Below are 22508 nucleotides of genomic sequence, written 5' to 3'. Positions count from 1 at the left end.
TAATAACCGCCGGTACTTTATCACACTAGACTCAGACAGGATTTGAAGACGGCGAAAGGCCCCGACATACTGATTGATGTATGTCGGGGCCTTTACTATGGCCTGGCATAAGCCGGATTAGCCCTGCGTACCCCATAGAATTCACGCAAATAAAGGAATGCCTCCCTAACTGTAGGTGGCATATCTACGTGGGCGATGAAATTCTTTCCTTTGGGTCCATAGCCATCGGGAGTATCCTGTAGCCGCTGTGCATCACCCATAAGCAGTTCCACATATCGGTCAATATCCCACATGCCTGCTGGAACTTCTTCATAAGCCAGTCCCTTTTCGCTACCTGTTACCTTCACCTTGTAAGCAGCGTAGTTTACCACCAGCCCCCCGCCTGCATGATGTCGCCAGCCAGCTTCCATGCGTCTTTGCATGGTGGCATCCTGTACCATCAGCACGCTGTCATGGGGAAGTTTTTCCCTTTCCAACAGAGAAAGCAAGAAGGTGATGTTATTACCGCAGTTAGTGGATTCCTTCTCCAGATAATCTGCCGACAGACCATGCTTTTCTTGCAGATACTCATTGAAAAGCTCCGCCTCACAGGCGTCAGAAGGAATTTCACTGCTCAAACAGGCCACCATTTTCCTCCGCAATGTCTCCGTTGTATGCCCTGCCCCACCTACTATTATGTATTTTTCGGCCAGTTGGTTTTCCATAATCTCCGCAAAGACTTCACCGCCAGCCAGTATGCTGCCACCAAAAAGCACGGCCACATCTACCCGTGTAATATGGTACTTATCCTCTAAGGCTGCTGTAGTCAGTTTATCGATATCCCTCGGCCCGCAGAAATTGCCCAATATATTGACGGCCTCTGCAATTTTTGCCATTTCTTCTTGCCCCATAACGCTCCGTCCTTTACACTACTTCAGCAGCCTAGCAAAGGCCCTGGCAGTCCTAAACTCCGGCTCCTTAAAATGGCCGCCCTTATTCCACTCCAGCGTGCAGTCGATGCCATGTTCCTTTAGCCATGCATATCCGTCCCTAATGCAGTCCCCGACTTTGGCCATAACAGCATTCTTGGTCTTCTCTTCCTTATCTCCAAGGCTCAGATATATGTTGGAACATCGAATGGCATGACTCTTCATATAATCAACAAATCCCGGAAACCATATGGAGGGGGAGGCTGCAGCAATGCCCGCAAATCTATCGGTCTGGTATGCCGCCCATAGAGAAAACAGAGCCGCCAGGGAGTAGCCGCCAAGACAATAAACCTTGTCCTCATCCTGACACAACTCCAATATCTCAGTCAGCATTTCCCCCGCACCGTTGCCGAAATCGTCATTTCCAAACACTGCCGAGGCCGGCCAAGGGGATAAATCTTGATTCCAATCATCCACCTTTACCGCCAGAAGGCGAAATTCTTTGTTTGCCAGCCTTCGAATTTCGGCCACTTCTGCCTCAAGTCCTGCCAAATCATGGTCGCCAACTAGCTGAATCAAAACAATATCCGACTGAAGATTGCCGTACTCGTATATACACATCATGACTCTCCTAGAATTTCGTGGCAAAAACACCGAACATTGGCGTTTCACCGTAAAGCAGCCGTTCCTTTTCGTCCCAAAGCCTTTCCGTTAGGTCAAATTCTGCGTGTACTTCGCCAAAGCCCATGCTGCGAAGCAGTTCCACATCCCAATAGGGACGCTTCGTGCCACTTAAAGGCAGCTGCAGCGGGTCGAGGGGTTCCGTAACCTCATCAGCAGTCTCCAGAGCATCGCCATACTGCCTCAGGCATTCCTGCCGCCTGTTTTCTGCCCGCTTAGCCATCCTCTCATCATACAGTGGCATATTCCAATTGGCATCAAACAGCAATAAGCGGCCCCCTGGTCGTAGCAATTTCTGGCATTCTTCGTAGACCTGCCAGGGATGGGACAAAGTCCAGGTAACATTGCGGCTCACGATAACATCAAAGGAGCTTGCGGCAAAATCCAAATGGTTGATATCCATTTGCTGCAAGTCTACACTTACCCCGGTCAAGCCAATCAGCTGTCGTGCCTGAGCCAGCATGCCCTCAGCACAGTCTACGGCCGTCACTTCCAGCCCCATTTTGGCCAGGATGATAGAGAAAAAGGCCGGACCACAGCCTAGGTCCAGCACCCTATGAGTGTCAGCGGGCATCTTTTCCCGCAAAAGCTTCTGCCATGCCTCCACACGAAAACTGGCCAGTTCATCCTGTATGATATTGCCATAATTCTCCGCGTCCTGAGACCAATAACGGGCCATACTTTCTATGTCCATTTTCGTCACCCATATCCTTACAAATCTGCACTTATCCTTGAGTTATCAATAGTTAAACAATCCATCTCGGTATTACATCCGAGTAAAATTATTTTAACTCCGGCAGCCTTTGCTTCTTCCAATGCTTCACCAAAGGCTGGATGTGTTTCGATATTAGCCCGTACTTCCTTTACTTGGGGCATCTGGATGACAAAGGCTAATCCACACCAGAAACCTTCCTGCCGTGCCCTGATTAACTCACGAATGTGCTTTACGCCCCGTTCTGTAGGAGCGTCAGGAAAATAGCCAATGCCATCCTTTTCCAAAGTACAACCTTTAACTTCCAGCAGGTATTTCTTCCCCTGTCGCTCCATATAGAAATCAATACGGGAATCCCCATATTTGTACTCCGGCTTGACGTAGTCAAAGTTTTGCCCTGCCAGCCATTCCTGCACAATTTTGTTGGGTGCTTGACTATCGATATTGACAAGCCCCAGCCCTGTCTTTTCCACCGCAATCAAATCATAGCGTGTCTTGCGATTGGGGTTATCGGCCTCGGATAAGATTACCTTCACACCGGGCAGAAGCAGTTCCCGGCAGCGACCCGTGTTCTTCACATGAACCGTTTCGACGCTTCCATCCACCTCGACTTTAGCCACAAAGCGATTAGGACGTTCAAGAAATTTAGCTTCTTTTGTCTTTGGATATTTCATCAACACCATCTTTCCAGCCGCCTAATGCCATCAATTCCTTTTCTGTAGTTTCACCGGGCCTATGGTAATTAGGAGCACCAATCAAAAAATCCTTCATATGAGCCGCCATAACAGCTGGCAGGGGTTCAACATCACCATGGCATTCAACGACATAATCTGCCGCTGCCCATTGCAAAGACTGAGCCATTTCCTTATGCAGGCCCAGCTGTTTTCTGTTGCCAGACTTGGTAAAAATCACAGGCTCTGCTAAATAACGTTCTACAAATTCCTCTGTGGCTCCATAAGCCATCAATGTAGTACGGACAGCCTTTTTTACCTCGTTGACAAAATCCTTATAGGTTGCCGCCCTTGCGGCAATAATTACTGCTGGTGCATGGGAAACATTATTGGTCAACAGCACCGAATTACGGATTGCCTTAAATCCTGGGATTTTGTTGGCATCCGTATACTGGGAATGATTTTGGTCAAAGGGGTGAATATTGGCATGCCAGGCAAAAAAGTCATTGAGGCTGCCTGCATTTTCATTTTGGGCCTGAATGGCCTCCAAATCCGCTATCTCCACGTATTTATTTATCTTAGCCTGCAAGGCCGCTGTGCATTGTATAAGCATTCCGTATTTTCCCTCCGAATCCAATCATCCAAAAATGCCATTTGTTCCTCCGTATGAAACCAATGCTCTCCATTTTCCATAACCGTCAGCCCTGCATGATACTTTTCTACAAAATCCTTCATGGTTGCCAGCGATGTCAGCTGGTCTTTTTCTCCGAACAGAATCTGCGTCGGTACATTCCATTTGATGGGATGGCTTCTGACGTAGCTCAGATATTCCCAGGACAAATCCTCGCCGAATTCAGTATGTATTATTTCCCGGGCCTCCAGTTCCGCCTCCGTCACATTGGCCCATTTCATCATGTCCATAATAAGCTTTTCCATATCCACGATAGGAGATATGAAATACGCCTTCTGGATAAGCCCGTCTAGTCCAGCATTCATGCTGAAAAATGCCCCAATGCTGTTAGCAATCAGGCAAATATCCTCATGCTTTCTCGCCAGTTCATCCACTGCTGCTCGAATTTCCACCCCCGTTTCCCAGGGTGAAAAGGTATGGTAATCCAACCCAATAACTTCATCATTCGGAAACAACGGCTTGTAGTGCTCGCTTTCGCCGGCACTTCCACTTTTGCCATGTACGTATAATATCTGCATTCGTCTTATCTCCCAACAAAAGTTTTCCAATTCTTAGAACAGCCTTTGATTTCCATCTGCAACTGTTCCAAGAAGCTCGCCGCATGCCCGCCATCCATCTGCACGTGATGGAACTGGAAGGACACGGGCAAAACCGTTTTGAAAAGCCCTTGGCGGTATTTGCCCCACATCACCAGCGGGTTGGAGAATTTTTCTGTATACTGATTCACAATACAATCCAGTTCTGTCTGTATCATGGCCGATGTGCCGATAATCATGCAATCTTCGATAAAACTGCTTTTACATTCCGTCGCTGACCTTTGGGTGAGTTCCAAATAATCCCGATTGAATTGCTCCAAATCATCAGCAAACGGAATGTCGCAAGAGTTAATCCCACTCTGCTTGTTGGCCACAATGACATTTATAGCCATCTTGTCATAGCGAAATAGCTTTCCATCTTCAGGCAACAAATAAAACTCTTCTATCCTGCTGGCAGCTCTGCCGATACACCAGCACATCAGTGCCGTGAATTTTATACCACTCTTTTTCCTCATTTTCAGCAAAGGGCTGACATTCAGCGTCTTTACCAATGTCACCATCGGCATGGGCGATGACATCCACAAGGAAAAGGCCTCTGCACGGCTGCTTTCCTGGGGTGAAATCTCAGTTTTCATCATACCTCCTGCCTTTCAGACACCAGACCGTTTCTTCGGCTTGGACAGTTCAAAGCTCTCGTCTATTCTTCGCTGGCTGACCTTTACATGAAGCCTAAAACTTCCCGCCAGCAACTCATCTGCGTAGAAATAGGCATCTCCATCACGGAGTAAAGCTAACTGCTCCAGCTTATCTGCCAGCAGCTATGGCATTTCCCCGGCTGCCATCTCATGCCATACATCTGTCTCTCTCATTGATATTTTTTCCTCAGTTGACGTTTCAGCCATTCCCTAAGAACCATGGCATGATTCTCCTGCTCATTCTTTGCCGCAAATATCAGCGTCAGATTCTGTGATTTCAGCAAGTTCTGGCATTTGCCCACAAACTCCTCCGCAACTTTATTTCCATCCAGTTCTTCGATATAAGCCTGGGAAAACCCTTCGAAGGGCATTTCTCCCTGATGATAAAGCTTGCGTATTTCCGTACTGGGCGTGATTTCCTTGGCCCACTCGTCAAGATGAGCCGCTTCCTTTTTTATTCCTCTGGGCCAGAGCCTGTCCACCAGCACCCTGTAACCATCCTGTTCTTCATGGGGCTCATATATACGCTTTAATAATATTTCGTGAGTCATAATTCCTTACCTTCTTACATAGCGAGGCCCTTCCTCGCCCATGATTCCACTGGGAACAAAGCCACATTTTGCCAGGACACGCTGTGAAGCTTTATTATCCGGCTCTGTTTCGGCCTCTACACGCAATACTCCAGCCTGTTTCAAAGCCCAATTCACAGCTGCTTTAACGGCTTCTGTAGCATAGCCCTGTCCTTGGAATTCATCGATTATACCATACCCTATTTCCACGGAACCATCTTCATTAAAGCCCTTGAAAGACAAATCTCCAACCTGCACACCATCGTGGCGTGTCACCATCCATATTGCGTACCACTCTCCCCGCTCAGGATGGGCCAGATAACCATCCAACATTTCCTGATAGGCTTTTCTAAGTTCCTCATCAGTCTGCCTCTCGATAATCTGCTCCATTTCCACTTGTGAGGCTACATATAACCTTAACCGTTTTGTTTCTAACGCTATACGATTCATAAAGTATCCACCTGCTCCATCAATTTGGCAAGCAATCTCTCCAGTTTAACGTAACGTGGCAGAAGTCCCCCACCTCTTAGGTGGGGGATGAATGCCACACCATCAAACTAACTTGCAACAAAATATTGCCATGTATTGTTGTGACAAATTTTTGTTGCATTACTCAAAGTCACTTGTTTGTAATTCTTGTTTGGCATCTGAATATACTGACCGTCACCATCTACGATGTATGCAGAAGATGTCCCTGTAAATCCAGAAATCCACCCACGTTTACCAAAACAAGCAACCTCATCGTTCAGATGCCATCCACGAAGTTTCTTCGTGTTCTTGCTGTTCCGTTTCTGCGTAGCATTAGGAGCTTTCCTGCCCTTTCGGGGCGTAGCCTCATGCAATGAACGTTTTTTCTTGCGAAATTGCTTGATATAGAACACATCTTCTGCGTTTTCATTGATACTCTCCACGCCCGTTATGGCAACAGCATCGTTGTAGTGGGTCTTCTCCAACCCCAAATCCTTGCGTTTAGGAGACGTTTCAGAACCATAGGTTATCTCGGCATCAGGATATTTCCTGAACGTCCGAATACGAAGCGTATTCATGAACGGTGACTCCTTGTATTGCTTGACCTTCTTGTGCTCCTTCATCCACTTCCAAAGGATACCTCCTTGTTTATGGTTTTCGCTTGTATGGCAATCAGTGCAGACCGTGATGAGGTTATCTGCCCTGTCTGTACCACCTTCACTTCGATAAACAATATGGTGTGTATGCAGGATTTTACCTTTCTTTTTGCAGACCTGACAGGTGTACTCATCCCTTGCAAAGACGTAGTATCGCACGTCGTAATACCCATAAGTTTGACCATGCTGATAATCTACGCCCTGAATCTCAGGGTTAATCATCTTTGCAGTGTCGAACTTGCCAACTTCAATACGGAGCTTCGGATTCGGAACAAGATTACAAAACTTATCTACCCATGCGAAATTAGCGTCCAGCTTGGCTTGGATACTTGGCGGTAGCCACCCTTCGGGCTTTCTGCGGTTCAGGAAACGTGCCTTGCGGTATCTGGTTTTGCGAAACCGTCTGCTACGGCGGTACTGTACTCTTGTCATAAGCAAAGAATGTACATCCTGCCGAAGCTCAATCTCGCCTTTAGCTAATACCTTGTCTTTGCTAACGACGGCGATGCCAATATGTCTCGCACCCTCGTCAACACCAACAGTCACTTCTTGTTTTGCTTCTCCTGTGGCGTAAGTTAGCTGGATTGTGAATGGCTTGTAACCTACAATCTTAGCTTTCTTTTGTTTTAGGAGAAGCCGTGCTTTTCTTTGGGAACAGGGCATAAGAGCCTGTCCTCGCATATTCTTGACGAATACTCTCAAGATTCGTCCCTCCTTTCAGAGTTAGTTACCCTTCGCCAATGTTGCAAATGCTTGTCGTAATCGACCACTCTAGGTTGACCGTCCCTACCTCACAGGACTTTTACAGACGAGGTTTCCCTCGTACTACCACATGGCAGTGCCTACACAGAGCTATCCGTAAAACAGATACGTCATTTCTGACGCACGGACTAGGGTATCATCCGTGGGTGTGATAACATAAGCAACGTAGTTCCCGAAGAACTTAGGCTAGTCAACTCAGGCTCTTTCAAGCCTCCACCTCAAACGCCGTTGGCGTTAGGTGGGGGTAGTTGACCCTTGAATTGCAGATTATCTTCATCTGAGCGTCTTCGCGGCTCTTTCAGATGATGCTTGCCTGATGCCCGGCGAGCCTTCTTGGCAAGGTGGCGTTCCATCAGCAACCTCTCAATGTTTTCGTTAGTATATTGCCAGCCATTCTGGTGCATGGCATAGGCCCGCTTGCCCAGGGCCATAGCAGCTACTCCATAATCCTGAGTAATCACCACGTCCCCGGCCCGGCAGAGATTGACCAGAGCAAAGTCTACGGCATCCGCTCAGGCCCCGATGACTTTGACCTCACAGTAATCAGACTGCAATATATGATTGGTATCGCAAAGCAGTGTGACCGGCACGCTGTATTTCTTGGCAACTTCCTCCGTCTGCCGCACTACAGGGCAGGCGTCCGCATCAACAAAAATTCTCATATTCTGGCTCCAGCAAATCTTCCATACGACAACACATAGCTTTATCAAGCTTGTACAGAGTGACAGCAGCTGTCTTGTTTATATCCCGATGCCTTTTCTCAAAAAGCTGAATCTGATGCAGTGGAACCCCTCTGAGCCATGGATAACAATCACAGCCTTCGCCCCCTGTTATCATTACTATATCGTTACAAAGAAATTCAATCAATTGACATACTCCCACGGCTAGAAGGCCGTGGTATTCTAGCGTCAATAAACCTTACTTACTGGACGCCATTTGGGGCCTTGAGCGTCACATTATCAAAGCCCCAAATCTTCATCTACCAGCAGCACTTCCACCTGCGTTCCTGACATAGGCCCCCAGAGTGTTACCATGCCCCGGCAAATGCGTTCGGGGCTTTTGCAGTCGTAGCACTTGTCGGCCTTCAGGGCACAGGGCGTCTTGCGTTTCATTTGCTGAGCACGCTTGGGAGCGGCCACATTGCGGGCACGCCAAACACCTGAATCGTAATCAGCGGTCAGCTTGTTGCGGCCGATAATATAGTAGATTCTCTGATGACCAAAGAACATAGAGGCACAACGGTTGCCGGAGCCATCAATGTTAATGATTTCTCCAGTCTCAGCCAAAGCATTGGCCGAAGTAAGATAAACTTCTGTCTGCATAGCCTCTACCCGTGCAGCGGCCTTATCTTCTACTCGCCAATGCCATACCACCTTGTTTTGAGCAACCAGCTTATCGTATACATTAAGAGCCTCTACTGTTGCCGAACCGCCTATGCCCACCGTGGTCTGCTGTATGTTCTCCAGCAAATATGCTGCCACATCTTCAGTTCCAGCGAAAGTATGCACACGAAACCCACGCTCCTCCAAATTTTTACTTACATTGACAAACTCCATGATTCTCCCCCTTCATAATACAAAAAAGCCGAAACAGCTCGCAGTGTTCCGGCTTTGCTTCATATTCATGAATTCGACAAATTCTGTCGAATTCCTTTCCTGATGGTTATCTTAGAAAGGACAATCATCCATTACCCCGTCTAGCTCTTCTCTCGAGCATACCCTCGTTTCGATTTCGTCAATATACTTAGAATACAGTCTCCTTTCAGGGTCAAGGAATTGGTCTGCACATTCTAAAAATAACACCCTTGACGCTATAAAGTCCTTATAATCAAAATTATAATTCACGGCTGCCTTTACAAGGTCTTCCTGTTCAACGCCATTTATTTTGACAAGTTCCATGTAATTCTCTTGAGCCTTGTCTCTGCCTGTTTTCCTTGGATAAACAGCCCAGAACATATCAAAACCTGTATAATAGATTTCGTCTGAATCTGTAGAGTCTATCTCCATCATTAAGGATTCTCTGACCTTTTCATGATGCACAATCTGTATGGCTTTTTCTCCAGAAATACAATCGCTAAGCCAACGAAAGCATTTCCTAAATGCCCCAGAAATTGGCATCGTATCAAAAATGTCAAGCGACATACTATTCATGTCAAATCCAAAATAATTCTTGTAGTTTGCTATGGCGACTGTCGATGCGGAATAGTCGTAAACGATAAAACCTTTCTCTACCAGACCATTGATAGCTTCTTCTACATTGGTTCTAGCCAGATTAAGGTCCGACGTCATATATTCCTCTGGTAAATAATAATATCCGATTGGATTCGTATGCGAATTGGTAAGCAAGTACTCTAAGACATATTTTTCTTTTGGTTTCAATTTATTCAGTTGCCAAACAATGCTTTTCATTTACAACATTCCCTTCTTACCTGTTTTGAAAAAAATGCTCCTTATCGGTTAAAAATCTCATTCGAGATAAGTCGTCACGGCATAAACAAGCCACAACGTTGGACTGCCACAGACTAGACATGATTATACAGAGCGGCGGCTTGGCATCACCGCTTTCGGTGTTTGGAACTTAATCCTTTCATGTCATGTCTCTGCTCAACTACGCCTGCAAATTCATAAGAACCAGAGGGAGAGTTGACTGCTATATTTTGAGAATGTAAAATCTATAAATTTTTCCTAAACATACACTAATGATTTTCTCTGCACAAAGACACAATCCTTGGCTGGAAAAAGCTTTTCCTGTCCATATGCTTCAAGATATTTTCTCTTGGATTTATATGCTTTAAGTACATATCTTTTTCCCTCATACAAAAATATCGCTCCGTCCATTATCCGTTTGGTGTCATTATATCCACGACGAGATTTAGCGACTTTAAGTTTGGATAATACTCCTCTTGCTTCGCTTTCTCCTATCGTATCACACAACTTCTTATACCAATCGCTTAATGCAGGTGTTTTCTTATCCTGCTCAAAGCGAGGCTTGCGATTTTTGGCAATAACAACACCATCAAGTTTATACGTTCTTTCGTACTGTGTCTTTATTATGGCCCTGTCATGATTCCTGAACTGAATGATTGTGAATGCACTACTATCATTAACATTTATCAGCGGAATTCTGCCACCAATAGAAGCTACACAAACAGCATCAAAGCCATGCTCTTTACCGATACCATATTCGCTGCGAAGCTTGGCCGTATTCCGTCCTTTGCAAACGCACAGATTGTTGCCAAAAATATTCTTAAGGCCATCGTATATATGCGGCATGGCAATATTTACGATGGATGCTCCCACATACTTTTTCCTTTTACCAACACGGTCAAGTTCGGCCTTATTTGTATGGACTTTCGTATGACAATCATCACAGAGTCCAACAATATTTTCGGGTCCGTCACTTCCGCCTTTATGCTTCGGAATAATGTGGTGATGATGTTTTATGCTGTTACAACCGCACAAAATACAACGTCCTTCCTGCAAATAATCTATGTAGTCGTTAACGTTGTCGAACTGTTTCGTCTTATTATTCTGATAATCTATTCCCCGAATAGAACCATCGTCCATCCTTTTGAAAGCAAATCTATTGTACTCCAAAGTCCAATATTTTACAGGCAAAATTTTACAAATCTGCCTTACCCCATTTATATGCGTCTGAACGCACTGCCGGGCTGTTGGTGTCAACCAGCCGGCTGGACGTTTTCGGTTGTTGAATTTGGCTTCTGTGTTTATAATGTCTTTCACAGCCAGCACACCATCTTTGTAACCGGGCAGCTTTCTTCCTTCAGGAAACATTGTTGTTGTACCGCATTTCCTTGCCCGCCGTTTCCTACGAAGGCGTTCACCACGGCGGGAAGCCTGACGATATGCCTTGCGTTTGGCCATCAATCTTGGAATTCTCTTGTTCCTGGTGATGATATGAGCCTCATATACAACTTCGCCTTTTTCGTTTATAACAGCCTCGCCGATGTTGATTCTACCTGGGTCTGTACCTCCGTAAAGTGGCTGGGTATATTCCGTGGAATCATACAGAAGCTGGATAACGAATGGTTTTGTTGAGACAGCTTTTGCCTGTCCAGATTTAAGCATCCGACGCACATGACCAAACCGTTTCGTCGGCATCAGCGGGCTGCCGTCCTTATTCAGAACATAAACTACATACATCTCTAAATCCCCCTTCAGAGATAAAGCTTCATGAAAAACATCATGAAGTTGAATTGCCATAGAGACTCGGCGTAGCTTTATGCATTGCGATAGGCTTGGCATCACCTCTCGGTACTTCGGAGTTTGTCCCATGCTACGTCATGTCTCTGCTCAGCTACGCCTGCAGGAGCATTCACAAGCTTTAGCTTCGAAGCTCTATAGGGGCAGCTGCCTCTAAATGGTTAATAATTATAAACTCTTATGGATTAAAGGTAATTTTTATTAACCACATCCTTATTATAGTTTATTTTTTTTAACTAGTCAACGTTTTTTAATAAAAAACTTTACTATGCTTTTTCCGGCGTTGAAGATATTCTCCGAAAATGTTAGTATTTATTTAGTAGTCTACTTGATAAAAAGTATATTCTAAAGTAAATTCTATTTAACTATTCTATATTAAGCAAAATTTTATATACTCAGGATGGTGAATAGCTAATTGGAGGAATTAACGTGTCATTCTACACTAGGTACGAAGAGTGCTGCCGGAGGAAGAATATCTCCCCCGTAAGCCAGACAGCAGCAGACAGCTTACAATGTACTAAGGCCAATATATCAACGTTGGCCAGAACTGGAGCTATGCCCCGGGGCGATATTATTGCAAGAGCAGCCCAAATGCTGGATGTTTCAGCCGATTATCTCTTGGGCCTGACAGATGTTCCCAGTTCCCTAAACGACAGCCTTAAAGTTCTGCCAGAGGAGAAAGAGGCCGTATTGCTGTTCCATGATTTGAACAAAGAGGGACAAAAGGCAGCCATTTCCATGCTAAAAGGATTGTCTTTTCAAAAAGATTATACTTTATTATCAGATAGTTAATAAATTTTAACTATCTGATAATATCCATAGTTCCCATCAACTGCTCGACAGGGTTACATAGACTTGTCGGGCTATTTTTTTGCAGCTTGATATACGACCATGATGTTCCTGAAGAGTATCCCGCCCCAAAATCAAAAAAATAGCAGCCACCATATTACTGGCGACTGCCTGCACTCCCTGTCAAAACAATGGACTGCTGTTTTCATCCTCGTCCATATCAATATTGTTAGGGTCAAAATCAAGAGCACGATACTTCTCCTGATTCTGAAGCTCATTGCGTTTCAGCTCACGACGGCGTTCTTTCGTCTCGTTAATCTGCTCGCTGACTTCATCATACATCTCGTTCAAATTGTCCTCGGGGCTGGGCATACCAGTCAGGAGGGTGTAAACTATGATGTTGCTGATGTTCTCGTTCTTGTTCTCGTAAATGCATGAATAAGCATTGGCCTGCGGGCTGATTTCCTCGACGTAAGTGATATTGTCGTTGACGAGCTCATAAACGCCCTTTTGCCGATAGAACTTCTGCGGAACAATCACTAAGTTTGCAACACCCAAAGCATCTTCGGGGCTGAACTTAGCAAAAGCAGAACGTTTCCACGATTCTCTGATTGCCTTTGCGAAAGCGTCCGTGCCTTTAAGTGCTTCCTTTTCAACAGTAGAGCGAACAACGGATACAAGACCTTTGTAGCTCAAGAGACGTGCAAAGTCCGTGTCGTCAAATGCTGAGTCAGCGGGGATATTTGTGGTCGTCTTCGTGAACCGAACGAAGTCCTTGACAATAAGTTCATTTGCGGAAGCAAGACCACCGTCGAATTGTTCATTATCAATAACAACGTAGGGAACGATATTCTGCCTGTCTGCGTCCACGATGGTCAAGATGTTCGTCAGGGCTTTGATGGCGTTCATGCGAACAATCCAGCTTTCCTTCTTGCGGGGGATTGTCATGCCCAGCATTACCTTATGACCTTTAGATACAAGGTGCTGCATAAGTGGAGCGATACCACCAGTACCCGTACCGCCACCGAGGCCAGCCCACAGAACGTAGCGGTCAACACCCTCGTCCTTGGTTGCCTTCATGATGGATTCGTAAACCTTGTCGAGGTTGGCTTCCATGCTCTCCCTGCCAATATCAGGGTTACGGCCCGCACCGTCTTTGTTGCCAGAGAGAGCAATATGAATCTGATTTTTTGGGGCAATAGCCTTATTGTCAATACCCGACATATCAATGCGGGCTGTGTTGATGGCAAAAGCCAGCTTGCCGTTCTTGCCGAACTGTTCGGCGATGCGGTTACCGCACTGACCAATGCCGATATGAACAAAATTCAACATTGTTATCGAAAACCTTCTTTCTTCTTTGCTTCTAAAATAGCTGCTATCTTCTTCTTTCTTCCAAGGAAATTGCACTCATCGAGCATAAAGCTCAAAGCGTCATTCCCCTCTTGGGTGATAGAATAGACCCATTTGTGACCAATCTTCTTCCGTCGAATGAAGTCTTGAGCGTCCAAAATCATCAGTAACTCCCTGATTTTAGTAGTATTCAGCATTGTGTTTTTTAGAATACTATCAAAAGTAACCGCATCAGGAAATTGGGCACTACTATTTGGGGCGTGGCTATTGTTACAAGCTTCCTTAGTGTATGCAAGAACAAGAGCCATTTCTTCGGATGATTTTGCTGCCATCCTTTGTAGATAGTCCTTCTGATAAAGCCTTGCCTCTCTGGATAGGTGATTGTTTCCTGTCTCCATCTTTTTCCTTCCTTTCATTCTGTTGGTTCCAGGTTCTAACTACCTAAAAGATAGCAAAAGCAAAACCGCATTCCTAATTATTCCCTACTAACGATAATCGTCGCTCGTGATACACGTACCACAAGACGCTGTACGATTCAAGAAATACAACTGTCGTGCTGCGTCACATACAGTACGACAGTTGTATTCCAGAATTCGCAAGTTCCCGTATATAATGACAAGATTTCCGGTTTCCCCATATATATGAGTCAAGAAAAATATACATTGAAAGCTAACCAACCTGAATAATCTGATTTTCTGAACCAAAATCTTATTCTGCTTATCTTCGTTATTCTACATTTTTGAGAAGAAGATTCCTTCTTCCTATCGTACACTCACAACGTACAATATTATTTTTTCCATACTACAAACATGGTGGAAAAAAATGCGTTATAGTAAGGTAATGTATCAAAAACCCCCTTGGAATTAAAAAAAATAGGCCTAAAAAGGCAATAAAGTACCATGGAAAATAAGAGTACTATTTTTTCCACGCACAAAAACCACTAAAAGGCCCCGATTTTGACACTTTCTAAATAACCCTCAATATGTGTGGGAAAAAATAAAAACCCCCGCCTTTTCATAAAGACGGGAGTTCCAATTACCGATATTTACTCTACCCCAAGAGCCTTGAATACCGCATCCTCAGCACTGCTGTAGAAGATAAGATTGAAGCAGCCAATCAGCTCTGCCGGGACAGTGCCGATATCCGCTGCCGACGTAATAGGCAACAGAACCTTCTTGGCCCCGCTATCAAGACAAACCTGTAGGGAGCTGGCCAGTTCCTCAACCTTAATCATTGTGCCACCAATGCTAATGTCGCCCATTACCACCGTGGAGCTGAGCACCGGTTTACCCAGGGCTATAGAGCACAAAGCTATAAGCGTAGGCAACGCCAGCGTGCTGGTCATGCCTAGCCCCTGCAAGTCCTGGTAGTTGATGATGTAGTCTTTGGTGGTGGTGCTGATGGTGCCGCTGATGCGATTGCCATTAGCCTTCAGGAAGTTGAACGCCGTGTTGGAAGCTTCCTTGGCATCCCGGTCAGAACCAATGCCCGTTCGCTCGAACTTGCCATTCCCCGGCAGCATCTGGGATTCCAACCGATAGACGCCAATCATCCCAGACTTGCCCTGGCCAACGGTGTAGACCTGGCCTGGATTCCCCAGGCCCTCAGGAATAAGCTTGCCGCCACCCTGCTCAGGCACTGACACATAATGCTCTTCAAAGCTTTCATTGTCGATGTAGGAGAAATTCACATCATAGAACTCCATCCCGCCGAGCTTCTTCAGCTGCTCTTTCACACGGCGACGCATTTCCAATGCTAGTCGCAGAATTTCTTCCAGTTCTTCTTTTGAGAACTCGCCATGAGGATAGAGCAACTTCAAGAGTCCGCCAACCATCTTCCTAACGGCAATGGTATCCCGCTGATTCAGATTCTTACCAAGGCGGAAATACTTGTCCAAGGCATCACCGTACTGTTCCTTCCGCAGTTCCCTAACGAACTCGGCCAGATAATCCGTAATAAAGCCGTAGTCGTCTGTGAAATATTCGGGGCGGAACTTCGGTATCTCCCAACCAGGGATATAGCAATGCATACGGTCAAGGAAGGCCGTATCAGTACCCATTTCCGGCGGGAACGGGTCAAACAGGCTGGAGGTCTTCAATAACACATCCACGCTCTGATTGATATTCCCGACAAACACCATGGACGCAGACGCAGCTTTCTCCTCTTTGCCACGGGCGAAGGAGCCGGAAGCCATATAGTCCTTCATAATCTGGATGCCGTCTTTGTCCTTGAAGTTGATGCCCGCCACTTCGTCAAAAGCCACACAATCCCACAAACCAACCAAACCTACGGTCTTGCGAGCCATATTGTAAAAGAGGTTGGCCACGGTGGTTTGCCCGCCGGACACCAAGATACTATTGGGCGAAATCTCCTTGAACAGATGGGACTTGCCTGTGCTGCGAGGCCCCAGCTCGCAGAGATTGAAGTTGTTCTCCACCAGCGGAATCATGCGGGCAATAAGCAGCCACTTCTCCCGCTCCTGCAACGAATCCGGCTCCATGCCAATGGAACGGAGCAACACGTCCATCCATTCTTCTTTGGTAAAGGCTTTACGACCTTCCTTCAGCTCATTGATGTCAACATGGGGCATTTGGATAGGCGTGAGCTTCCGAATCTGAATAGGTGTACCGTTCTTCTTGTCCTCTTCGACATATTCATACTCCAACTGCACAATGCACCAGATGCCGCCGCAGAGCAGGCGGTCATACTTCTCCGGGTATTCGTCAGCGATGGGTATCCCCTTCAACCCCAGGTTGGAGAACTCTGCCTCATAGACGTTCTTCTTGATGTTCAGGCTGACGGTGAGCTTATCTATGACCGTATGGCTTCCCTTGGAGCGAAGCACCGACAGGATTTTCTGGGCCTCGTCGGGCCGGACGAAGTTATCGGCCAAAATGTGCTTAACGGTATTTACACCAGCCTCAATCACATTCTCATCATCGGAGCTGCAATACTGCCCCAGCAGAAACTCCAGAACATAGACGGGGACATTGGCCCCTTCCTTGATTTTCTTCGTCAAATCCTTGCGAACGATTTTGCCGTCGAAATGCTCACGAAGTTTTGTTTTTATAATAGTGCGGGCGTCCTGTTCACCCTCCAAAATCTCTTCCATCTTCTTCCTCCGCCTGCCTTAGCTGAAGAAATCGAACTCATCTACAGCAAAGGCGATGTCTATCTGGAATTCCTCACGGGAGAGCGGCAGGCCGTTCTCATCCGCAATGACGAGATAGTACGTTTCCGTGTTATCGTATTTCAGCGATTTTAGGTTAAAACTGCAACGGAATGTCCGCTCCTGCACGTCCTCACTAGTCTTGTCAGCAATAACCGTCACAATATCGCTGATGGTCTTGCCTGAGCTATCCGCAAAGTAAAGCTGGTAGGTAGCAGCCTCCAGATTAGCAGCCACCGGCTCTTTTTGGTAGAAGTTCAGAGAGACAATCATATTGCTGACTTTGCGGCTGGACGAATAGAGGCTGAGCGTCACCGGCTTGGTGTCATACTTGCTCCTGTTGCGTTGGTACTCTTTGGAGTCATTACGCAGGAAGCGATATTCAATTAAGGGAACGACCATCTCCTGCAAACTAATGCCGCCGTGGACAAAGTTCAGCCCCCCCCCCTTAATCTTGATGCGGATGCTCTCTCTGGGAGCGAAGCCTTCATACTCCGTTTCTCCATCAAGAAGCTTCACCGGCATCAGATACTCTGGATTTGCCCCCTTCTTCATGATAGCATAGCGTCTGCCAATCTCCACGTCCTGACTGCTTTCCGTAGTCTTGTCCACCTTAGAATCTTCCTTCAGAGGACTGTTGGTATAAAGAAAACCATGGTCAGCAGTGATGAAAATACGGGTGCCGCTGAATTCATTGGTGATGATTCGCACCATGTTCTTCAACTCGTCAATAGCATCGTCGCAGGCTCCAAAGATGGAGCTATCCATATGACCTGCATCGTCAATGGTATCGTGGTAAATATAAACCACATCGCTGCCACGCACCAAAGCCTGACGTTCTGCTCGTTTCATGCCAATGATTTCCTTGTATTTCAAAGCTACACTCTTTGGGTTGACTGCCTTGAGAAGTTTGTCCCGATTGCCGGCCTCAGAAGACTGGCCATCCGCCAATACGGAAAGTCTATCAGCCTTGCCCGTAAGTTCCAGCGACAGTTTTTCATGGGGCAGCAGAGCCGCCATGCCAAACTTGGTAATAGTGGGAAAAATCCCCTGCATGGAGCTGAGCTCCACCTGACTCTGGGTGCTACGGCGAAGTTCATCCGCAAGGGTTGTGGCCACTTCGTACCGCATAGCATCCGAGATAATGACATACACCCGATTATCCGCTGGAGCCACCTTCATGCGATAGAAATCCGTCTGTCTCGGCACTTCAAGGATTTTGCCGTATTCCCGCAGATTATCCTCACTAGCCACAGACCAGCATTTACCCAGTTCTCCCAGGAACCAGGTGGTATACAGACCCTCTACCCGTTCAACCACAGTGTTGAACAAGTCGGACAAGTCCGCATGATAGTCCTTTAGGATTTCCCCATAACATTTGTGGAACTGGCGGTAGAAGCCATCCATCTGATAGTAATCGGTGGTATATTCCTCCCATAACTCCTTGGGAGCCACCGTATGGAAACCATCTGCATGGTTCTTGTAAAACTCCTGCATATTGGCCACTTGGAGAAGCCCATCATAGAAGTTACGGACATCATCATACCACACGCAGGTGCGACGTTTCTCCACAACGCTCTTGATGCTGGCATCGTCTATGAGATGGTCGCCAATGTCCCTCATGATTTTTACGAGAATTACCTCATTCACGCATGGGAAAACTTCCGTATCCACCAAGTCAGCCACAGACAGCTTAATAAAACGCTTGTGGAGATTCAACTCCTCTTCCACCGTCAAAGCTATATCCTTCAGGTCATGGTCATCCCAGTCATGAAGCCAATCGGAAACAAAGTCATAGCAGTATGACTGGTGCGGCACAGAGATACTTTCCTCTACCCCCTTCAAAAGCTCTGGCCTGATTGTCCGGGTAGCGGCAGTAAGCAGAATATGCGTAGATAACTTGCCTAAATCTGGCTTCTCTGCCTGATAACCAGTGCCCTGGTCCACCATTTTCCAAAAGTCCTCGTCAATCCCATAATTTACGAAATCCTGATAGACACGATTTTCTTCAGCAGCCAATCCACCTTTGAGTACTGCCTTGATGATATGATTTGGCTTTGCTTCCTTGCTCCCAGAAAGAGCTGCCATAATTGCCTTCTTAAGACCTGGCAGTGTGGAAATATTTCCCTTCTGGCTCTTCACTTTATTGCGGCGGTCTTTAGCGTTAAAGAACTTGCGATATTTCTTGAAGCCACTGCGGAGAGCCGGTGTCTGAGCCATCCCCATCTCCTCCATCCAGATGGAGACAAGGTCAGCCCGGAATTCCTCACTGTAAAGCTCGATGTCCAGCAGCCAGTTATCCTCCAGAGATTCAAAGGACAGCGGCACATAGAGAAGATAGTTGCTGTCCGTGTCGTCAATACCCAGCAGCTTCTTGGCCTGAAAGAAATTAGAGCCATTCAGCACCAGCAGCTTGGCATTCTCCAGCTTGATATCCTCCAGCTTATCCGCAAACTCCTTGTCATCGTCGTGCCAGACGATGATGCGGCGTTTGTAGAACTCAGGCAAAGGTTCTGCAAAGCGGCGATTCAGTTCCTCGTTTATTTTTTGTGTATCCATATCATTTATTTATCTCCTGCCACCATTTTCCAGCATTTTCCTGACTTCTTTATCGAAATCGGAGTCAATACGCTGATGCTTGTTAAATTCGTTGTACTCCTCAATAGCCTTAGCATCTGCCTTAGCCTTGGAGATACTGCCCTTATTCGTAAGTATCTTGTATCTACGGAACTCCAGAAAAGCATTGACACTTTCAGCAAACTGCTCCATAGAAAAAGCCTGCTCGTTTTCAATAAGGTCTTCAATGTAATCGAAATATCCCGTTACAGCCCTTTCCAATTTCCTTATCTGAGCCTCGTCCAAATAGTTCTTGGCAACCGTCACATCGGATTTCAAGATACGACCATCAGGAGCATTCTTCCAAGTATTCAGCCCCATGTGCTCTTTGGCTCTATCCGCACGGTGATAGATGATTTCTGCTGCGGTCTCTCCTACAATGGCGTAATGGAATTTATTCTGCACCATGGCATAGAAATCGTGCGTCACCTGCGAATTCCGGTCATAGTCAATGCTACATTCAGCGAAGATGTCCGTAATCTGCTGCCAGATACGACGCTCGCTGGCACGGATAGAACGTACCCGCTCCAAGAGTTCACGGAAATAATCCTTGCCAAAGGCCGTCTTACCTTGCTTCAAACGGTCATCATCCATGACGAAGCCCTTCAGCATATATTCTTTCAGAACTTTGGTGGCCCAGATGCGGAAATTTGTCGCCCGCTTGGAATTCACACGATAGCCGACAGAAATAATGGCATCCAGATTGTAAAACTTTGCTTCTTTGTGCTGCGTCTTACCAGGAATTGCTCCATGTTCAGTGGTTATTTCCATTTTGGAAACAACCACTTGCTCATCCAATTCACCTTCATCGAATATGTTTTTCAGATGCTTACTGATAGCAGGCACCTGCACTGCAAAAAGAGTGGCCATAGCCTTTTGGGTCAGCCAGATGTTGTCATCTTTGATAAACGCATTGACCGAGACTTGCTCCTCTTCCGCCTGATACAGCAGGAACTGCATTTCCTTATCTGCCATTAACGTATTCCTCCAACATTTATTTTGCATCCAACCATATCAACTTACAAGCTCTTGAAATTCCTTATATTCACTCTGATGCTCCCGGATGTAATCCCGCTTAAAGGCCGCAAAGGCCGACTTCGTGCTCAGTCTGGCACGAATCTTTCTTCTCGTGTAAGCTGATTTGTCCTTCCGATAATCACGAAGCAGCTTTTGGAATATGTCCCACTCCTGCTTCAAGTCCTGCATCCGCCGACTCTGAGCAATAATTCTGATGCCAGTATTCGCCTCGTTGAAGACCTTTTCCAAAAGTTTTGCCGTCACAACAGACGATGTTTCCTTATCTCTGGCCTTCACAACCACCATACTGGAAAAAGGGTCATAGCAGCATCTGAGATGCTGTTCCGGGTCTTCGTGGCAGCAGTCAATCACGTCTGTCTCAAATTCCTTCTGATTCTTCCACAGATTGCAGTGAGGGCAGGACCAGAAGAGATTATCCCAGTCATACATCAAATTCGCATTGCCTTTATGGGAAATCCGATGCTCAACCACTGGGTCCTGAAGGTTCTTAGTTCCACAAACATAACACTTATCATGAAATATCGCCTTCAATGCAGTCGTTACATCTGGTTCATTGTAGGACTTCCTTTTGGCCAGCGATTCAGGAGCCGGGTAGGTTCGTTCGCACTTTACCATTACGCCTTCCCCTCTTCCCTTGCCTGCAATTCGGACTGAATCTGCCTGTAGTCTGCCATGATGCCCAGGGCAAGGAAATCTGGAATATCATCCAAGATGTTCTCCAGGTTCCCCAGTTCCTCATAGTCGTCATCAGTCAGTTCATCCTTTTTGGCCAGCTCCTTATAGCGTTCAAAATCCTTTTTCAGCTGGGCGGAAAGCTCCGAAGCTCCAAAATACCCCTCCACAATGCCAGAATAAGGCAGCTTGGACAAACCAGCTTCGCTGCCGACACGCTGTTTCCTGCCCAAATCGTAGATAACCGCATTATCCACCGAACTCAGCACGAAGGGGGAATGGGTGGTTACGATAAACTGGATATTTGGGAACAGCTTCGTCAGATTCTTGAGGACATTGCGTTGCATGGCAAGATGCAGGTGAGCATCCACCTCATCAATCATGACTATCCCTGGCAGGTCGTAGGCATCCGTTACCTTCTTCTCCATCCGCATCATCAAGTCGAGGACAATAGAAAGAATCGCTGCATAGCCACTGGCCAGCTCGTTGAAGCCGTACGGCTGCTTTTCCGGCTCCTTGATACGCAGGTTCATGTTGGCAATGTCAAAGTCGAAATCTATGGCTTCATTGTCATAGATATTCCGCAGCATCTCCTTGACACGTTCCACCCGCTGCCGCAGGCCTTCCACCAATACCGCATTCTCCTGTTGGTTGCGATACATATTCTCCTGAATGATAAGCGTCTTAATATACTCGACAAAATCCTCTCCCGGTGATTCGCTTACGGTATAGGCATCCTTCAGGTCTACTTTCCTTGTTCCCTTCTGGCTTGCTATATCATATTCCCGTTCAGCTTTGTAATAGGAGACTATGAATTTCCCTTGGAGATATTCTTCCCTCATCTTATCAAAATTGCTGAAGTCTACATCTATCCCCGATATTTCAGATATACGTCGTCTTAGCTCCTCATCCTCAGGCGGGTTCAATATAACCTCAATACTATCCTTTACCTCAGCATCATCAGCTACAGTTGCCTTGCCCATAAGGAACTGATTCTTTAAGGGATTATCCCCTAACGTCACCACCTCGCTGTCCCATTTCAGCCTATTGGTGATATTCAGCCGCAATGCCTCCAACAGGCTGGTCTTACCGCTGCCATTAGGCCCGGTTATGATAAGATTCTTGGCTTCCGTATCAGACAGTTCAATGACTGTATCCTTTATATTTCTTACTCTGTTTATACTTATCTTCGCAACAAACGAATCATTCATCCATAACACCTTCCCTTCGTAGCTTTGAAAATCCGAGACACTGTCTCGGATTTTTCTTATGCAGCACATCACTTAATCTTCGCCCCTAAAG

The 22508-nt window shown here is 46.3% G+C and carries 22 protein-coding genes and 1 pseudogene; 1 reads left to right on the top strand and 22 read right to left on the bottom strand.

Going from position 1 to position 22508, the window contains the following annotated elements; genetic code table 11:
- Nucleotides 1-95: 95 nt before the first annotated feature.
- The 15 genes and pseudogenes from T320_RS08250 to T320_RS08180 form a co-directional block, all read right to left on the bottom strand.
- Nucleotides 96-890 (bottom strand): ElyC/SanA/YdcF family protein, encoded by a 795-nt coding sequence (locus tag T320_RS08250; RefSeq protein WP_081824801.1) that lies wholly within the window; start codon nt 888-890, stop codon nt 96-98.
- A gap of 18 nt (nt 891-908) precedes the next feature.
- On the bottom strand, nt 909-1532 hold the full coding sequence (locus tag T320_RS08245; protein ID WP_231465871.1) for an alpha/beta hydrolase: 624 nt from the start codon (nt 1530-1532) through the stop codon (nt 909-911).
- A 7-nt stretch (nt 1533-1539) separates the two neighbouring features.
- On the bottom strand, nt 1540-2283 hold the full coding sequence (locus T320_RS08240) for a class I SAM-dependent methyltransferase (RefSeq protein WP_037354776.1): 744 nt from the start codon (nt 2281-2283) through the stop codon (nt 1540-1542).
- A gap of 17 nt (nt 2284-2300) precedes the next feature.
- On the bottom strand, nt 2301-2975 hold the full coding sequence (gene sfsA, locus T320_RS08235; RefSeq protein WP_037354774.1) for a DNA/RNA nuclease SfsA: 675 nt from the start codon (nt 2973-2975) through the stop codon (nt 2301-2303).
- The gene (locus T320_RS08230; RefSeq protein WP_156032781.1) at nt 2947-3585 is read right to left on the bottom strand and encodes a DUF6933 domain-containing protein; all 639 of its coding nucleotides are present in this window, start codon (nt 3583-3585) and stop codon (nt 2947-2949) included. The genes sfsA and T320_RS08230 overlap by 29 nt, the downstream gene beginning before the upstream one ends.
- A complete protein-coding gene (locus T320_RS08225; RefSeq protein ID WP_051608672.1) occupies nt 3546-4181 on the bottom strand; it encodes an alpha/beta hydrolase in 636 nt (211 codons plus the stop codon). Before T320_RS08225 ends, T320_RS08230 begins: the two co-directional genes overlap by 40 nt.
- A 5-nt stretch (nt 4182-4186) precedes the next feature.
- Nucleotides 4187-4837, bottom strand: coding sequence for a CatA-like O-acetyltransferase, family 2 (locus T320_RS08220; RefSeq protein WP_231465870.1), 651 nt, complete (start codon nt 4835-4837; stop codon nt 4187-4189).
- Nucleotides 4838-5064: 227 nt separating this feature from the next.
- Nucleotides 5065-5445, bottom strand: a complete 381-nt coding sequence (locus T320_RS08215; RefSeq protein ID WP_037354765.1) for a DUF488 domain-containing protein — start codon at nt 5443-5445, stop codon at nt 5065-5067.
- A gap of 6 nt (nt 5446-5451) precedes the next feature.
- On the bottom strand, nt 5452-5913 hold the full coding sequence (locus T320_RS14235) for a GNAT family N-acetyltransferase (RefSeq protein WP_072024001.1): 462 nt from the start codon (nt 5911-5913) through the stop codon (nt 5452-5454).
- Between the two features lie 107 nt (nt 5914-6020).
- Nucleotides 6021-7289 carry an RNA-guided endonuclease IscB gene (gene iscB / locus T320_RS08205; protein WP_037354764.1) on the bottom strand — a complete coding sequence of 423 codons (1269 nt, stop codon included), beginning with the start codon at nt 7287-7289 and terminating at the stop codon, nt 6021-6023.
- Nucleotides 7290-7567: 278 nt separating this feature from the next.
- Nucleotides 7568-7849 (bottom strand): annotated as a pseudogene (locus T320_RS14840) (DUF188 domain-containing protein); the annotation flags it as partial.
- Nucleotides 7850-7861: 12 nt separating this feature from the next.
- A complete protein-coding gene (locus T320_RS14835; protein WP_197019399.1) occupies nt 7862-8011 on the bottom strand; it encodes a hypothetical protein in 150 nt (49 codons plus the stop codon).
- Nucleotides 8012-8308: 297 nt separating this feature from the next.
- Nucleotides 8309-8905, bottom strand: coding sequence for a lactate utilization protein (locus tag T320_RS08190; RefSeq protein ID WP_037354760.1), 597 nt, complete (start codon nt 8903-8905; stop codon nt 8309-8311).
- A 111-nt stretch (nt 8906-9016) separates the two neighbouring features.
- Complete coding sequence (locus tag T320_RS08185) at nt 9017-9757, bottom strand: hypothetical protein (RefSeq protein ID WP_037354757.1); 741 nt, start codon at nt 9755-9757, stop codon at nt 9017-9019.
- Nucleotides 9758-10033: 276 nt separating this feature from the next.
- Nucleotides 10034-11572 (bottom strand): RRXRR domain-containing protein, encoded by a 1539-nt coding sequence (locus T320_RS08180; protein ID WP_197019398.1) that lies wholly within the window; start codon nt 11570-11572, stop codon nt 10034-10036.
- A 555-nt stretch (nt 11573-12127) separates the two neighbouring features.
- Here T320_RS08180 and T320_RS08175 point away from each other — a divergent pair.
- Complete coding sequence (locus T320_RS08175; RefSeq protein ID WP_197019397.1) at nt 12128-12364, top strand: hypothetical protein; 237 nt, start codon at nt 12128-12130, stop codon at nt 12362-12364.
- A gap of 180 nt (nt 12365-12544) precedes the next feature.
- Here the strand turns inward: T320_RS08175 and T320_RS08170 are convergent, their stop codons facing one another.
- From T320_RS08170 to T320_RS08140, 7 genes are all read right to left on the bottom strand, one after another.
- Nucleotides 12545-13693, bottom strand: coding sequence for an FtsZ/tubulin family protein (locus T320_RS08170; RefSeq protein ID WP_037354753.1), 1149 nt, complete (start codon nt 13691-13693; stop codon nt 12545-12547).
- 2 nt (nt 13694-13695) lie between these two features.
- Nucleotides 13696-14109 (bottom strand): hypothetical protein, encoded by a 414-nt coding sequence (locus T320_RS08165; RefSeq protein WP_037354751.1) that lies wholly within the window; start codon nt 14107-14109, stop codon nt 13696-13698.
- 647 nt (nt 14110-14756) lie between these two features.
- On the bottom strand, nt 14757-16823 hold the full coding sequence (brxL, locus tag T320_RS08160; protein WP_037354748.1) for a protease Lon-related BREX system protein BrxL: 2067 nt from the start codon (nt 16821-16823) through the stop codon (nt 14757-14759).
- A gap of 18 nt (nt 16824-16841) precedes the next feature.
- The gene (gene pglZ / locus T320_RS08155; RefSeq protein WP_037354745.1) at nt 16842-19439 is read right to left on the bottom strand and encodes a BREX-1 system phosphatase PglZ type A; all 2598 of its coding nucleotides are present in this window, start codon (nt 19437-19439) and stop codon (nt 16842-16844) included.
- Between the two features lie 9 nt (nt 19440-19448).
- Entirely contained in the window at nt 19449-20471 is a 1023-nt protein-coding gene (locus T320_RS08150; protein WP_037354742.1) for a virulence RhuM family protein, read from the bottom strand.
- Between the two features lie 39 nt (nt 20472-20510).
- On the bottom strand, nt 20511-21149 hold the full coding sequence (locus tag T320_RS08145) for an HNH endonuclease family protein (protein ID WP_037354741.1): 639 nt from the start codon (nt 21147-21149) through the stop codon (nt 20511-20513).
- Nucleotides 21149-22417 (bottom strand): AAA family ATPase, encoded by a 1269-nt coding sequence (locus T320_RS08140; protein ID WP_037354739.1) that lies wholly within the window; start codon nt 22415-22417, stop codon nt 21149-21151. The genes T320_RS08145 and T320_RS08140 overlap by 1 nt, the downstream gene beginning before the upstream one ends.
- Nucleotides 22418-22508 lie beyond the last annotated feature (91 nt).

Source organism: Selenomonas sp. FC4001, assembly GCF_000701565.1.
GTDB classification, from domain to species: domain Bacteria; phylum Bacillota; class Negativicutes; order Selenomonadales; family Selenomonadaceae; genus Selenomonas_A; species Selenomonas_A ruminantium_B.
Note: the sequence above shows the minus strand (reverse complement) of the source record. Positions and strands in the feature narration are given on the sequence as shown.